General features: G+C 34.4%; 9 protein-coding genes. 8 read left to right on the top strand and 1 reads right to left on the bottom strand.

The genetic code is table 11. The features are described from left to right. The first annotated feature begins 67 nt into the window (after positions 1–67). Positions 68–2386 carry a TonB-dependent receptor domain-containing protein gene (locus tag ABD940_RS01100; RefSeq protein ID WP_345199763.1) on the top strand — a complete coding sequence of 773 codons (2319 nt, stop codon included), beginning with the start codon at positions 68–70 and terminating at the stop codon, positions 2384–2386. 185 nt (positions 2387–2571) lie between these two features. On the opposite strand, the gene ABD940_RS01095 is transcribed toward ABD940_RS01100, so the two are convergent. Next, a complete protein-coding gene (locus ABD940_RS01095; protein WP_345199762.1) occupies positions 2572–3207 on the bottom strand; it encodes a 4'-phosphopantetheinyl transferase family protein in 636 nt (211 codons plus the stop codon). 222 nt (positions 3208–3429) lie between these two features. Between ABD940_RS01095 and ABD940_RS01090 the strand changes: the two genes are divergently transcribed. The 7 genes from ABD940_RS01090 to ABD940_RS01060 all read left to right on the top strand — a co-directional run bounded on the left by ABD940_RS01090 (position 3430) and on the right by ABD940_RS01060 (position 16198). Next, positions 3430–6498, top strand: a complete 3069-nt coding sequence (locus tag ABD940_RS01090; protein WP_345199761.1) for a non-ribosomal peptide synthetase — start codon at positions 3430–3432, stop codon at positions 6496–6498. Positions 6499–6900: 402 nt separating this feature from the next. Beyond that, positions 6901–9405 carry a PIG-L family deacetylase gene (locus tag ABD940_RS01085; protein WP_345199760.1) on the top strand — a complete coding sequence of 835 codons (2505 nt, stop codon included), beginning with the start codon at positions 6901–6903 and terminating at the stop codon, positions 9403–9405. A 100-nt stretch (positions 9406–9505) separates the two neighbouring features. Beyond that, complete coding sequence (locus ABD940_RS01080) at positions 9506–11197, top strand: sodium:solute symporter family protein (RefSeq protein ID WP_345199759.1); 1692 nt, start codon at positions 9506–9508, stop codon at positions 11195–11197. 36 nt (positions 11198–11233) lie between these two features. After that, positions 11234–11752, top strand: a complete 519-nt coding sequence (locus tag ABD940_RS01075; protein ID WP_345199758.1) for a DUF2911 domain-containing protein — start codon at positions 11234–11236, stop codon at positions 11750–11752. A gap of 452 nt (positions 11753–12204) precedes the next feature. Continuing rightward, positions 12205–13017: an SDR family oxidoreductase gene (locus tag ABD940_RS01070; RefSeq protein ID WP_345199757.1), complete on the top strand. Its 813-nt coding sequence runs from the start codon at positions 12205–12207 to the stop codon at positions 13015–13017. Positions 13018–13090: 73 nt separating this feature from the next. Next, positions 13091–14008 carry a helix-turn-helix domain-containing protein gene (locus ABD940_RS01065; protein WP_345199755.1) on the top strand — a complete coding sequence of 306 codons (918 nt, stop codon included), beginning with the start codon at positions 13091–13093 and terminating at the stop codon, positions 14006–14008. Between the two features lie 84 nt (positions 14009–14092). Continuing rightward, entirely contained in the window at positions 14093–16198 is a 2106-nt protein-coding gene (locus ABD940_RS01060) for a glycoside hydrolase family 97 protein (RefSeq protein ID WP_345199754.1), read from the top strand. Positions 16199–16218 lie beyond the last annotated feature (20 nt).

Genomic DNA, 16218 nt, shown 5'->3' with positions numbered 1-16218 from the left:
TTTAGGACGTAAAACATTTTAGAGATTTTCTATCTAAAGCTATTTTTGGCAAAAAATTAAAGTTAATATGAAAAGCATTATTGCGCTTCTATTCCTGTTTTCAATTGGTCTCTCTGCTCAGAGTCATTTCAGTATTTCGGGTGAGATTCTGGATCAGAAAAATGAAAGGTTGGAATTGTCTGAAGTTAATCTGTTTGATGATCAAGATAAAATTGTCAAGTCCACAGTTTCGCAAGACGGCACATTTGAATTCAAAAATATTGATGCCAATACTTCTTATTATATCCAAATTGTTAATCATTCGAAAATACAGAATGAACTTCCTTTTACTTTAAATGAAGACTATAAGTTTAAAATAATTTTCAATCCTCGTATGACAGATCTGGAAGAATTGAAGATCGTTAAAAATATAAATAGTGTAAAAACAGAAAACGGAAATTTAAGCATCGATATTGCCAATTCTGCTTTAAGCAAAGTGGCAAACTCTACAGATTTGTTATCACGACTACCTTTTGTAAGGATAGATCCAAATGGTGAAAATCTTTCCTTTGTGGGCAAAGGTGTACCTTTATTGTATATCGATAATCAGAGAGTTGATTTTTCTTTAATAAGCGCGCTTTCGGTAGATGATATAAAGTCGATAGAACTAATTCGAAACCCTTCTATTAAATATGAAGCTGAAGGAAAAGCTGTTATAAAGATCAATCTTAAAAAAAGCAGAAAAGAAGGTCAAAAATTGATACTGACCGAAACCGGAATTTTCCAAAAGAAGTACAGCAATTATCTATCAGGAAATTACCAGGCAAAGAAAAATAAAACAGAATGGAAATTAAACGCTTCCTATAATCAGATTAATCACTGGGAAAGTAATGGTTATGATTATGCAATCGATACAAAAGCAATAGCCTCAGATTATATTATAAAATCTGTAACCAAGCGTCCACAATTGATCTTTGGAGCAAATTTCTATCAGGAATTAGATAAGGAAGGTGACTATATTTCTTTGGCTCTCAACGGCAATATGCGACCAGATAAAGGTGATAATACCACTGTTACGAACTATTCTGAGAATGCAATGAATACTAATGTACAGACTTTGAACAGGCAAGATAGAAATCGGGCAACTGTCAATGCGATGTTCAATTTTAATAAAAATCTGCCAAAATTAGATGCCAATATTTTCACAGGCTTTCAGTACAAAAGAGAAAATGATCAGGTAGACTACAATTTCTACGATAATAAAGACTTTGCAGGTTACGAATTCAGCCAGTTCCGACATCAGCTTTATTCCGGAAATATCTATTCCGGACGAATAGATATAGAGAAAAAGTTCTCAGATTTGTTTAAAGTTGAATCAGGAGGAAGCTTTAACAGTGCAGAAGCATTTACTGATAATACAACTCAGTTTGGTAACATTAAAAATCCAGAACGGTTGGAATACTTTTTCAGAGAATCAAATTTGGCAACTTATGCGAATTTGGATATCAATATAAAAAAGTTCGCTCTGAAGGCAGGTGTAAGAATGGAAAATACGATTGCAAAAGGCGAAAATGAAGAAACCAGCGTGGATAATATTGCACGTAACTATACGGATTGGTTCCCTTCTTTTCAACTCAGTTTTGAACCGAATGAGAATTTTAACTACAGCTTAGATTATCGAAGAAGTATCTCAAGACCCAATTATGGTAATTTAGCATCAGGAGGTTTGTACGGAAGTCCTTATGTTGAATACAGGGGAAATCCATTATTGCTGCCATCATATTCAAATACAGTAACACTGAATGCCAAACTGAAAAAATGGTCAATTACAGCTTCCGTTTATGAAGATAAAAATCCGATGGGGTACACTTTGGTATTTGATGAAGCTAAAAATATATCAACATTTATGATTGTTAATTTTGATAAAGAAATTGGAGGTAATCTGAGTGCAGACTATGAATTAACTCTTAAAAAATTTAAATCGCAGAATAGTCTTAGTCTTAATTATGATAAGATTGAAGATACTATGGCTGTTTCTCAAAAAAGTACGCCGTATATCTATTTTTCAACCAACAATAGCTATAGTTTCAAAAAAAATCTCAGCTTTTTGCTGGATGCTTCTTATATAACTAACCGTACCGAAGGTATTTTTGAGTACAACGCCATGTGTCTTATAAATCTCGGGGTAAATGCCAGTATCCGTCAATTTGATTTTACTGTAAGGTATAATGATGTGTTCAAACAAATGGATTATATTCAAAAATTGACTTATAAAAAAATGTCATCTACAGGTACTTTTTATGGTAATACGCCTACAATATCTTTAACTGTAAAATACAACCTCGGCAATATCAGCAAATCCAATTACAAAGAAAAGGTAGTCAATGAAAACGCTGATCGATTATAAATATGAAACTTTTCCAATCAGTAAAATATAGTTATATGTTTTACAATCAATGAATCTGACATACTTGGATAGATTTTAAGCTAAAAAACAATATTCTAAGTAAATAAAAATGGGGTTATTTGTCATAGAAGCCAATTTGGTACATTACAATATATTGTCACCTTGATTTTTATAGAGCTAATTTTTTAAATAAATAATTTTACCTCAAGAATTTTGGGTAAATCACCTTTGATAGCAACATGACATTTGTACTCTTCATTTATAAATATTTCTTCAACTGAATAAGATTCATTTTTTATCTCGGTTTTATTATTTCTAATCTCAAATGAATCAAGATTTAAACTTAGACCGTACCCTGAAGCTTTAATAATGGCTTCTTTTTTTGTCCAGAGAGAAATAAAACTATCAGAAGGTTTTGGGGAATTATTTACGGATTTCCATTCATTTTCAGTCAGAAGATTTTCAAAATTATAAACATCAATTTCTCGTGTTTTTTCTATATCAATGCCTATTTCATTAATATCGGTAATAGCACAGATGACGATATCCTCAGTGTGCGAAATATTGAAATATATTTTACTACTTTTAAAATAAGGCTTCTGATTTAAACCATAAACTAAATTGTCAATACTTAAGTTGAAGCCAGATGTTTTTATAAGGGTATTCAGTAGAGTCCGACCTAATATGGCGGCTTGTTGATTTTCCCATTTTTTGTACTTCAAAACTTTTTGCTGAAAATCTAATGGCATCCCCAGAAGTTCTTTATCTAGAAAAAAAGTATGCTTTTCCTTGTCAATGTAAGAGTATAGTATATTTAGCATTTTAGAATATCTGTATATGGTCACAAGAAAATTTGTTTTTCTTTTAATATAATGATTACTTGAAATAGGGTTGTTAAAATTTTTATTTTATCTAATGATTAAAGAAAGTATATTATATTTAATTAATATTTTAATATTTTACTTTATTATTATAATTCATATGTGTTTTTTGTTAATTTTATGTTCAAATATTAATACCAAATTTAACATAAAATTTTAACCATGAAAAAAGAATCAAAAAATTTAAATGAGCCATTAAATGACTTATTGATAAGTAATTTCCAGAACAAAATCGAAAATGTAGTAAAACAATTTGAAAAAATAGCTGAAGAGTATCCTCAAAAAATAGCTATTGTTGATGGTTTGAAACACTTTACTTACGAGCAAATCAATTTAAAAGCAAATCAATTAGCAAATTATTTAATAAATCGGGGCATCGGAAAAGAAAAATTGGTAGGAGTATGCGTTCCTCAATCAGCACATAGAATAATTGCTTTTTTAGGAATTTTAAAAACTGGAGCAGCTTATTTACCTATTGATGGTGAATTGCCATCAGCACGAATCAAGATGATGATTGCGGATTCACAGACGGATTTAATATTGTGTGTAGAGCAATATTTAGAAAAAATTAACAATCAATATAGCCTAAGTATAGATTTAGACATTTTATTTTACGAAGAAAACTTTCAAAAAATATCAATTGAAAATCCCTCGATAGAAATTTTACCTGAAAATCCTGCCTATGTAATTTACACTTCCGGAAGTACGGGAACCCCAAAAGGTGTAATTATCTCCCATAAATCTTTTCATAATTTTGTTCAATATCAGGCAAATGTTTTAGAATTATCAATACACAGCAAAACCCTGCAATTTGCTTCTCCAAGTTTTGATGCTGCGATAATAGATATTTGGACGCCTTTAGTTAAAGGAGCTACGATGCATCTATACCCCAATAATAAAATTGTGGGAGAGCCTCTTTTAGATTTTATTGTTAAACATAATATTGATACAGTGCCTTTAATGCCTCCCATGGTATTGGCATCACTACCTCAAAACAGACCGATAGGGAAACTGCAAACCGTAGCAATTGGTGGAGAAGCTTGTACTGAACAGACAGTAAAGTCATGGTATAAAAAAATTCGCTTAATTAATAGTTATGGTCCTACCGAAGCTACCGTTGCAGTGACTAATTATGAATTTAAAGAGGAAACTAATCCAAGAATTATTGGCGCTGCAATACCATTTGTAGATTTATTGCTTCTTGACAGTGATTTAAATCCTGTTGCAGATGGTAATGTGGGAGAACTTTATATTGGCGGTACTCAATTGGCGTTAGGATATTTAAATCGGAGTGACGAAACTAAAAAACATTTTATCCAAGCGCCTGAATGGCTTTCGGGTATATCGGACGAGGGTAATATTTTATATAAAACAGGAGATATGGTGCTCCGAAGAGAAGATGGGAACCTTGAATTTCATGGTAGAAAAGACGACCAAGTTAAGATCAGAGGTTATCGAATTGAACTTTCTGAAATTGAACATCATATTGCCCAATTACCGCAAATTATTCAAAGTGCAGTTAAAGTACAGAGAAAGGAAAATGGTTTACCTTCTTTAATTGCCTTCATTCAGCTGGAAAAAAATGAAGATCAGGCAAAAATTTCACAAAATATAAGGACTAAATTACAGCAAATAATGCCTTCATATATGCTTCCGGATAAAATTTTTATAGTGGATGAAATGCCATTAAACCATGCCGGAAAAATAGATAAAAAACTTTTGGAAATTCCGGCTGATGAAATAAAAACCAAGACTATTCCTAAATGGAAAGAAGATAATTTAACTCAAATAGTTACACACATATGGACAGATCTTCTTTCATTAGAAAATGTCAGCGAAAAAGATGATTTTTTTGAATCAGGAGGTCATTCACTGTTGCTTGCTCAACTGCATATGCTGCTTCCCGAACCCGTAAGGAATCTTATTAGTTTACAGGAACTTTATATTTACACTACTATTTCCAGTTTTGTTGAGGAGATTGAAAACAGAATGCAAAAAACAGAAATTTCTCAACAAAGCAAAGCGGAAATGATCACCAATGAACTGATAAAGGATTCAGAACTGCACATTGATTTCAGAATTGATAAGTTACCCGACGCAAATATTTTAACTAATCCTAAAAATATTTTTTTAACAGGAACAACCGGTTTTGTAGGGTCACATTTGTTAGAAGAGCTATTGCTGCAAACTTCGGCAAGTATTTATTGTTTAGTACGCGCTTCATCGTCAGAAGAAGGATTGGAACGTATCAAAAAGACTTTCATGAAATTTAAACTTCCGTGGTCTTCCGATTATGATCTTCGCGTCATCGCAATGATTGGAGACTTATCCCAGCCGCATTTTGGGATGAAAAATGCAGATTATGATTTTATTACAAAACAGATTGAGGTTATTTACCATTCGGGAAGTTCTGTGAGCTATGTACAGCCTTACGAGCTCATAAAAAAATCAAATATTGATGGGTTGCACAATATCATAGATTTGGCAGTTACTGGGAAAACAAAATTTCTGATGCTATTGTCTTCCATGGGGGTATTTAGTTGGGGAAGACCTTTTACAAAAAAAACATGGATGCATGAAGATGATTCCATAGATCAGAATATGTCTGCAGTTTCCAGAGATTTAGGATATATAAAAAGCAAATGGGTAATGGAAAGTATAGCGGAGAAAGCAAGACAAAAAGGTCTTCCCATTACCAATTTCAGATTAGGCTTCGCTGTATGTCACAGCACTTCGGGAGCAACGGTGATGAATCAATGGTGGGGAGCACTTATAAGAAGTTGTGTGGAACTTAATTCATTTCCTCTTGTCATGGGGTTAAAAGATGAATTGACTACGGTAGATTATATGTGCAAGTCGATTGTACACATCAGTAAAAAGAAAGAAGCAACAGGACTCAATTTTCATCTTTCACCACTGCCTGAAAATGATGTTTCACTTACTGATTTTTGTGCCAAAATAAATGAATATTATGAAATTGATTTAAAAGGAATGGAATATCATCAATGGCTTAATCAATGGAAATACAACAGCGACTTGCCGATCTATCCTTTGCTCAGTTTATTTACAGAGGACGTGCATGAAGGGAAATCTCTAGTAGAAGCGTATGAAAATACATATTATTATGATAGAAGCAATACGCAGTATTTTTTATCAGATATCAGTTTGTCTCCTCCAGTTTTTGATAAAAAACTTATGACTCCTTATTTAAAATTTATGGGAGTTCTTTAGAAGCTTCTTTTAGACAAATTGGGTTTTGTATATTTAAACTAATAGTCAGTTTTAAAGCTGACTATTAGTTTGAAAAGTTAATACTGTACAACATTCAGCTTCTTAATTGGTTTGGGCTATAATAATACTTAAATGTACCAGATTATATCTTTATATAAATCCTATTACCTATATTTAAATTAAACTTAAAACTCTAATTTATAAATAGATAATTAGTAGTAATCTTTATTTATTTCAAATTAAGAGTTTAATTATATGCAGTTGTGTTCTTATTTAAATTATGATAATCATCTGTCATAAAATAAAGCCGATTTATAAATCGTCCGCAAAAAGTGTGTTGCTTTTCTTTTAATATTGAAAGAAAAACGATTTACTTATATTTGCCCCGCAAAGCAAATTCATATGTTCAAAAAAGTAAGCACTGTATTTATCCTTGGATTGTATACGGTTTTTTCGGCTCAACAAATTCGGCCATCTAAATCATCTGAAATTTACCGCGAAATCAAAACACTTAAACATCTTCCAAAAGTTTTATACCTCGCAGCTCATCCCGATGATGAAAATACGGGATTACTCTCTTGGTTAATCAACGACCAAAATGTAGAAACGGGCTATTTGTCTTTGACCAGAGGCGATGGTGGTCAGAATTTATTAGGTACAGAGCAAGGTGCCGCATTAGGTTTAATCAGAACTCATGAGCTTTTAGAGGCAAGAAAATTAGACGGTGCCCAGCAGTTTTTCACCCGAGCGATTGATTTCGGGTTCTCTAAAAATACGACCGATACCTTTAAACAATGGGATGAAAATAGCATTATAGCGGATGTAGTTTGGGTCATCCGTACATTCCGTCCTGATGTGATCATTTGTCGTTTCCCTCCTACTGCTGCGGCAGGACACGGACAACACGCTGCTTCGGCTGTGGTTGCAGAAAAAGCTTTCAAGTTGGCAGGCGATAAAACAGCTTTTCCAAATCAACTGAAATATGTGAATGTATGCCAACCCAAACGCATATTGTGGAATACTTTCCGATTTGGTAACAACAATACGACGGCTGAAAATCAACTGAAAGTCACCGTTGGGCAATATGATGCTCAACTGGGAATGGGCTATGGTGAACTGGCTGGATTAAGCAGAAGTTTACATAAAAGTCAGGGTGCAGGAACACAGTCTGTAGCCGGAATTAAAACTGAATATTTTTCCCATGTTGATGGCGAGTCTGCAAAGTCAACACTTTTTGATGGAGTAACTAAAACCTGGACAAAAGAAGGAAGCGCTGATATTGACCAATCTTTAGATAAAATTATTGCGAATTTCAATTTCAATAATCCTGAACAAAGCTTGCCTGATTTGCTTGTTTTGCGAAAAAAAGTTTTAGCATTAAAAGATTCAGATTTAAAAAATGATAAAATTAAATCTCTTGATAATATCATTTTAGGCTGTGTTGGGTTTATGGGCGAGGTGGTTACCAATCAGGCTGAAGCTGTTGCCGGAGATCATTATAATTTTAGATTAAATTTGATTTCAAGAGCTGCAAATCCTGTCGTTTTAGAAGATGTACAATGGTTAAATAATCAGTCAGAAAATTTCAACAGAAAACTGTCAAAAGATTCTTTAATTACCATTCAGCACGATATTCAGATTCCTTCTGATGCAGCACTCACAGAACCTTACTGGTTGGCAAAACCAGCCAAAGACGCGGCCACTTTCTCTGTTCCGAATGATACTTTAGTCGGTTTGCCTGAGGCGGAATCACCATTGAATGTTTTGCTTAATTTAAAAATAGGCTCGGAAAAATTTCAGGTTAAACTTCCTTTATCTTTCAAAAAATTAGATCCGGTGCGGGGTGATGTGGTCGAAGCCTTGCGCATTGTTCCAGCATTGGAACTGAAATTTACACAACCGCTTTATTTAGTTAAAGAAAATGAAGATTTACATTTGAGTTTAAATTTTAAAATTAATTCAAATAAACAGTTTAATAATGGAAAAATAAACTTGTTATATAATGGAGAACGATTAGGCGGTGGTGATTTAAAATCAATTAATGGAAAAGATGTTACCGTTGATTATGTCATTCCAAAAGCTAAACTTGCTTCAATAAAATCAAATCAGTTACAATTGGATGCCAATTTTGTTGCAGATGGAGTCACTTATAACAAAAAACAGGTATTAATTCAGTATCCGCATTTGCCCTCCTTACAATATTTTGCACCTGCAACGGTCGCAGTGATGAAAGGCGATATTCAGGCGAAGGTTAAAAAAGTGGGCTACATACAAGGAGCTGGAGATTTCATTCCTGAATTTTTACGTATTGCAGGTGTTCAGGTAGATGTTTTGAAAGACGAGGATTTTTATGGCAACTTAGATGAATCCGGCGGAAACGGCGGTCAAAATAAACTATCACAATATGATGCCATCGTACTTGGTGTGCGTGTCAATAATACAGAGAGAAAGCTGGGACGCTGGATGCCTTTTTTATGGTCTTATGTAAAAGGCGGAGGTAATTTGGTGATGCAGTATAACACCAACCAGGATACAACCCTTGATCAATTGGGAATGTACAATTTCAGTATTGCGAATAAGCGTGTTACCGAAGAAAATGCTGCGGTTACGTTTTTAAATCCAAATCATAAATTACTGAATTTTCCGAACAAAATTACTGCGGATGATTTTAAAGGCTGGGTACAGGAGCGTGGTGCTTATTTCCCCGATAAATGGGATGCAGCATATGAACCGCTTTTTGAAATGCACGATACAGGTGAAGAACCACTGAAGGGATCTACTTTATATGCCAAATACGGGAAAGGTAATTTTATTTATACCCCGTTGGCCTTTTTCAGACAGTTGCCTGCGGGAAATGTGGGTGCGGCACGTTTATTTTTTAACTTTTTATCTGCACAGAAAAACTGATGAACAATAAACTTAAAAATTGGAATATCTGGTATATATTATTAGCCGTTGCATTAATATCTCAGATTGTATTTTATTATTGGTTTACTAAATTCTGGGCATGAGTACGATAGATTGGACAGTTCTTATTTTTACATTGGTTGCAGTGGTGATTTACGGCGTATTCATTGGTCGTGGCCAAAAAAGCAACGAATCCTACCTGAAAGCAGATAATAAAATGCCTTGGTACATTGTGCTGATCGGTATTATGGCAACTCAGGCAAGTGCGATTACATTTCTTTCAGCGCCGGGTCAGGCTTATACGGACGGTATGCGTTTCGTTCAGTATTACTTTGGTTTGCCTTTGGCGATGATTGTGATCTGTATTACTTTCATCCCGATTTTTCAGCGCTTAAATGTTTATACTGCCTATGAATATTTAGAAAACCGTTTTGATAAAAAAACAAGGGTACTGACTTCACTGCTTTTCCTTTTTTCTAGAGGTTTATCAACAGGAATCAGCATTTATGCTCCGAGTATCATCTTATCAAGCGTTTTAAACTGGAATATTTACTTAACGAATGTTTTGACAGGCGGTATTCTGTTGATTTATACTTATGTTGGAGGAGCAAAAGCGATCGCCCACACTCAAAAATTACAGTTTCTTATTATTCTGGGAACCATGGCTTTTGCAGGTTATTTGCTCATTCAAAATATGCCGAATGGAATTGGTTTTAACGACGCGCTTTATCTGGCGGGGAAATCCGGAAAGCTCAATGTAATCACCACAGAATTCGACTGGAAAGATAAATACAATATTTGGAGCGGATTGATTGGTGGTTTTTTTCTGGCGCTTTCTTACTTCGGTACAGACCAGAGTCAGGTAGGGAGATATATTACTGCGAAAGACAATACCAATGCGAAAATGGGCTTGCTGTTGAACGGATTGGTTAAAATTCCGATGCAGTTTGCTATTCTGTTGATTGGTGCTTTGCTTTTCGCTTTCTTTTCTCTAAAACCTGCTCCGATTTATTTTAACGAACGCTCGTACCAACATTTAAAGGAAACAAAACCTGAACAGGCTGCGGTTTTTGAAAAAGAACATCAGGATTTACAAGCAAAATTTAATACAGAATCGAAAGAAATTTTAAAGTTAAAAGAAACTCAATCTCCTCAACTTAAACAAACAATTCAGGATTTTAAAAATACACAAGCTGAAGTGAAAGCACTTCACGGCAAGGTTGAGGAAGCAATCAATAAATCAAATTTTAATGCAGAGAAAACGGATACGAATTACATTTTCCTGTATTTCGTAAAAAATACCCTGCCTATAGGGATGATAGGTTTGTTGTTTGCTGTCATTTTTCTGGCCAGTTGGGGTTCGATTTCAGCAGCGTTAAATTCTCTTGCCGCTTGTTCATTAAAAGATGTTCATTTAATATTTAAAAAAGAAATTCCTGATGATGCGACTGAGTTGAGGTACAGTCGATTGCATACTTTAGCTTGGGGGATTTTCTCAATTGGTGTAGCGATGTTTGCCACTCAAATGGGTTCTCTTATTGAAGCGGTGAATGTGTTAGGTTCTCTTTTCTATGGTTCGATATTGGGGATTTTTCTTGTTGCATTTTATTATAAAAAAGTCAACGGTGCGATTGTATTTATTTCTGCAATTTTATCTGAAATTACAGTAATTGTCGTTTATCAGTTCGATATTGTTTCTTTCCTTTGGTTGAACGTAATCGGAGCAGCAGCGGTCATTATATTTTCTGCAATCGGGTTGTTGTTTTATAAGCCGAAAGCCGTAAATTCGTAAACGAACAATGATAAAAACAAACAAATTAAAAATAATATGAAATCAATCCTTAAATCTGCTACCGTCCTTGTTGCTGCAATGACGATTTCTGTAAATGCCTTTGCACAGGAAGCTAAAAAACCTGCGAGTCCTCCGGCTACTGCTACGGGAAAAATAAAAGATGCAACCATTACAATTGCCTATAGCAGTCCTTCTGTAAAAGGGCGTACAATCTGGGGTGGTCTAGAAGCTTATGATAAAGTTTGGCGTGCGGGAGCCAATGAAGCAACAACTTTCACAACGGATAAAGACATTACCGTTCAGGGTAAAAAGCTTCCTGCAGGTAAATACAGCTTTTTCTTAATTCCTAAACAAAGTGGTACGTGGACTGCAGTTTTTAATAAAGAGCCAAAACAATGGGGTGCTTATAAATACGAAGAAGCAAAAGATGCTTTACGTGTGGATGTAAAAACAAAGGCTTTACCCGCAACACAGGAAACTTTAGTTTATAAAATAAACAGCAATGGATTTACAATGGATTGGGATAAAATCTCAGTTCCTGTAGAGATAAAATAAATCTTAATGTAAGAAATTAAAGTCCCGGTAAAGCGGGATTTTTTTTGTTTAAAATTTTGATGTTGCATCAAAATAATTATTATAAATTCCTGTGATAGTGATTGTCTTATCTTGCAATAGCTTTAGAGTTAATGATTATTAAAGATATACAAAAAATGAAGCTACTTGTTCTAAAGTAGCTTCATTTGGCTTTTGGTGACCAAGACGAGCGTATCTTCAAACACTTTTATAGATAATCTGGTTCGATTAAGCCAGAATTACATTTTTATCAAGTAATTAAAATGTTAAACTTGTATTGTACTATGATTAACTATTAAAACACTACTCTAAGAATCGTTGTGAAAAGATCATTAAGCTGAATTGAAGATTACCATTTTGAATACAAAATTTACCATTTCCACTTCAAATAAATGATAGCAGGAAAGTAGTTTTGCTTTGTTAAAATAACAAAAATGAACAAGACTATTTTTATAACTGGAGCTTCATCCGGAATTGGAAAGGCTGCAGCTAAATTATTCAGTGAAAAAGGCTGGAATGTAATAGCAACGATGCGTAATCCTGAAAAAGAAACTGAACTGAATAAAATACAAAATGTAACAGTTTTAAAACTTGATGTCACTAATCTGAAACAGATTCAGGAAACTGTACAGAAAGTATTGGAAACACGAGAGGTGGACGTGGTTTTCAATAATGCAGGATATGCTCTGATGGGAGCTTTGGAAGCTATTTCAGATGAGCAGTTGGTAGATCAGATGGAAACAAATTTTTTAGGGGTTGTTCGTGTAACTAAAGCTTTTATTCCATATTTCCGTGAGAAAAATGCAGGACTGTTTATTACAACTGGTTCGTCGGCTGGATTGGCAGGCTTTCCTGTAGGATCTATATATGATGCCAGTAAATGGGCAATCGAAGGGTGGAGCGAAAGTCTTTCTTTTGAACTCGCTCAATTCGGAATCGGAATCAAAACCATCGAACCGGGTTTGGTGGCTACGGAAATTGGAAATAAATCACCAGTAGCTACACATCCTGCTTATGATGAGATGCTAAATTCTTTCATGTCTTTTATCGGTCAGTCCAAAGAAATTACTACTGCGGAGCAAATTGCAGAAGTTGTGTATGGAGCAGCAACAGACGGAACAAAAAAATTACGTTATGTTTGTGGCGAAGATGCCATTGCGATGTATACTCACCGATTGGCGGTTGGAGATGAGGTTTTTAGAGAAGACATTCAGCAAATGCTGGAAGGTGGTACATCGATCATTTAACATATCAGAATCAGCCGGCTGTTGAACATCAATCAATGGTCGGATTTTTTTTATCTTTATAATAATTAAATTAATGATGAAACCTAAAAACAAACTGCGTCATTTTCATACAATCTCAGAAATGCAACAGGAATTGGGGCTGCCAAAACCCTGGCACCCGTTGATCAGTATGTTGAATTACAAGGATGTAAAAATCACAGGGGAAATGTTAGCAACTAATTTCGTGATGGATTTTTATAATATTACCTATAATGAATCTGCTGGCTGCAGCATGCGGTACGGACAGACAACTTATGATTTTAACGAAGGAGGAATGTTTTTTACTTCGCCGGGACAGCCTTTGGCAGGAGTGCAGTCGATAGATTCTGCTTTGGGATTTACACTTTTGATACATCCGGATTTTTTTAGAAATTATAATTTAAACCATAAAATAAAAACGTATGGATTTTTTTCATATTCTGTTACAGAGTCACTTCATTTATCAGATAAAGAAAAAAATATCATTACTACAATAGCTGCCATTATAGAAGACGAACTGAAAACTGCCATCGATGATCTAAGTCAGGACGTGATGATTGCTCAGCTTGAGCTGTTATTAAATTACAGTCAGCGATTTTATAAACGCCAGTTTATTACGCGGAAAATTATGAATAATGATTTGCTGAATCGGCTGGATCATGCATTGGATCAGTATTTTAATCAGGAAATATCTGCAGTTAATGGTCTTCCTACCGTTCAGTATTTATCGGAAGAATTAAAAGTATCACCACGATATCTTGGAGATATGCTTCGGATGTTTACGGGACATAACACTCAACAGCATATTCATTTAAAACTTATTGAAAAAGCCAAAGAAAGACTTACTACAACGAATCTCTCCGTTACTGAAATCGCTTATGAGCTGGGTTTTGAACATTCTCAGTCTTTCAGTAAATTGTTTAAAAGTAAGACCAGTCTTTCGCCTTTAGAGTTTAGACAATCTTTTAATTGAAATTTACAGAAATAATTAAAACTTCCTGAACTGATGGTGGTTTAAAATATTTTATATTTGCTCACAATATCAGAAAAATAAACCATGAAACTTTTCCTTTATCTGTTAATTTGTTCTTCATTGATTTCCTTAAACGCGCAGAAACTTCAGTCGCCGGATAAAAATCTTCAAATTACATTTTTACTCAGTGAAAAAGGAGAAGCGTTTTACACTCTGAATTATAAAAACAAAAATGTCGTACAAAACAGTAAACTAGGGTTTATAATTAATACTGACACTTCTTTTTTCGATGGTTTTAAGGTACAGGATATAAAATATTCTTCATCAGACACAATTTGGGATCCGGTGTGGGGCGAGCAAAGAACGATAAGAGATAATCATGAGGAAATGATGGTATATCTGGAGCAGGTTCAGACAGGATATAAAGTTAATATAAGATTCCGGTTATTCAATGATGGACTGGGTTTCAGATACGAATTTCCTGTTCAGGAAAAATTACACAGCTTCAGAATAAATGAAGAACTCACGGAATTTAATCTAGCAAGAGATGATAAAGCATTCTGGATTCCATCAGATTATGAAACCAATGAATTTTCTATTACAACTTCAAAAATTTCCGAGGTTTCATCGCTTATTGATAAAGTAAGAAAAGAGCCTCTGCCATCCAATGCTCCCTCAAAAACATTAGCGGTACAAACTCCACTCATGCTGAAATCTGCCAATGGTTTATATATTAATATTCATGAAGCAGCGCTGGTCGATTATCCAGCCATGCATTTAAATATTGATGATAAAAATTATAAACTGAGCGCTAATCTCAGCCCCAACAGAAATGGAGAAAAAGCTTTCGTAAGGTCTCAAATGAAAACACCTTGGAGAACTATTGTTGTAAGTGATGATGCGAGAGACATTCTAGCTTCAAAATTAATATTAAATCTAAACGAACCCAGCAAAATCGAAGATACCTCATGGATAAAGCCAATGAAATATATCGGTGTATGGTGGGAGTATTTTATTGGAAGTGGGGCTTCTTGGGCTTATTCTGATGATTCAAATATTATCATTGGAGAAACGGATTATTCTAAATTAAAACCCAACAATCACCATCCCGCAAATACAAAACATGTAAAAGAATACATAGATTTCGCTTCAGAAAACGGCTTTGATGCAGTGCTTGTTGAAGGATGGAATGAAGGTTGGGAAGATTGGGCTCCTTATGAAAAAGAAAAAATATTCAGTTTTACCAAAGCTTATCCTGATTTTGATGTGGAGGAACTTCAGAATTATGCTAAAGCTAAAGGTGTTAAAATTATCATGCATCATGAAACAACATCATCTGTTAACGATTACGAAAGACAATTAGATGACGCATTTTCTTTTATGACTAAGCACAATTATAATGCTGTAAAAACAGGATATGTAGGACCAATTATTCCAAGAAGTGAATATCATGACAGCCAATGGATGGTAAATCATTATAATTTCGTGGCAGAAAAAGCAGCTAAATATAAAATTATGGTCGATTCTCATGAAGCTGTAAGACCAACGGGACGTTCCCGAACGTTCCCGAACTGGATTGCGCAGGAGTCGGCGAGGGGAACTGAATTTGAATCTGTAGAAGGCAATAAACCGGAACATACGACCATTTTACCATTCACCAGATTAATGGGAGGACCGATGGATTATACCCCAGGAATTTTTCAGACCGATCTTTCTGTTTATGGTAAAAATAAATCAAGGGTAAGAACTACTTTGGTGAAGCAGCTTGCATTGTATATCGCCATGTACAGCCCGTTACAAATGGCTGCTGACTTAATAGAGAACTATAAAAAACGTCCCGATGCTTTTCAATTTATTAAAGATGTTGCCGTAGACTGGGATAATTCTTATATTTTGGAAGCTGAACCTGGTGATTTTATAACAATTGCTCGTAAAGCAAAAAATAAAAACGAGTGGTTTGTGGGAGGTATCACCGATGAAAATGAAAGAACGGCAACCATCAATTTTAGTTTTCTTCCAAAAGGAAAAAAATATGAAGCCACTATCTATGAAGATGGAGAAAAAGCAGATTGGAAAACCAGTACGATAGATTATAAAATTAGTAAACAAACAATAACTTCCAATACCGTTTTAAAAAAGAAATTGGCACCAAGCGGCGGCATTGCAGTAAGCATAAAAGAGATTAAATAATCTGATTTAATTCAAAGAAA

The organism is Chryseobacterium ginsengisoli, from assembly GCF_039542325.1.
Taxonomy (GTDB): Bacteria; Bacteroidota; Bacteroidia; order Flavobacteriales; family Weeksellaceae; genus Chryseobacterium; species Chryseobacterium ginsengisoli.
The sequence above is the reverse complement of the archived record's forward strand: the minus strand, read 5'-3'. Positions and strand labels throughout refer to the sequence as shown.

Excerpts from the sequence above, each read along its gene's own strand:
- ABD940_RS01100 (WP_345199763.1), top strand. The coding sequence starts at position 68 with ATGAAAAGCATTATTGCGCTTCTATTCCTGTTTTCAATTGGTCTCTCT.
- ABD940_RS01095 (WP_345199762.1), bottom strand. The coding sequence starts at position 3,207 with ATGCTAAATATACTATACTCTTACATTGACAAGGAAAAGCATACTTTT.
- ABD940_RS01090 (WP_345199761.1), top strand. The coding sequence starts at position 3,430 with ATGAAAAAAGAATCAAAAAATTTAAATGAGCCATTAAATGACTTATTG.
- ABD940_RS01085 (WP_345199760.1), top strand. The coding sequence starts at position 6,901 with ATGTTCAAAAAAGTAAGCACTGTATTTATCCTTGGATTGTATACGGTT.
- ABD940_RS01080 (WP_345199759.1), top strand. The coding sequence starts at position 9,506 with ATGAGTACGATAGATTGGACAGTTCTTATTTTTACATTGGTTGCAGTG.
- ABD940_RS01075 (WP_345199758.1), top strand. The coding sequence starts at position 11,234 with ATGAAATCAATCCTTAAATCTGCTACCGTCCTTGTTGCTGCAATGACG.
- ABD940_RS01070 (WP_345199757.1), top strand. The coding sequence starts at position 12,205 with ATGAACAAGACTATTTTTATAACTGGAGCTTCATCCGGAATTGGAAAG.
- ABD940_RS01065 (WP_345199755.1), top strand. The coding sequence starts at position 13,091 with ATGATGAAACCTAAAAACAAACTGCGTCATTTTCATACAATCTCAGAA.
- ABD940_RS01060 (WP_345199754.1), top strand. The coding sequence starts at position 14,093 with ATGAAACTTTTCCTTTATCTGTTAATTTGTTCTTCATTGATTTCCTTA.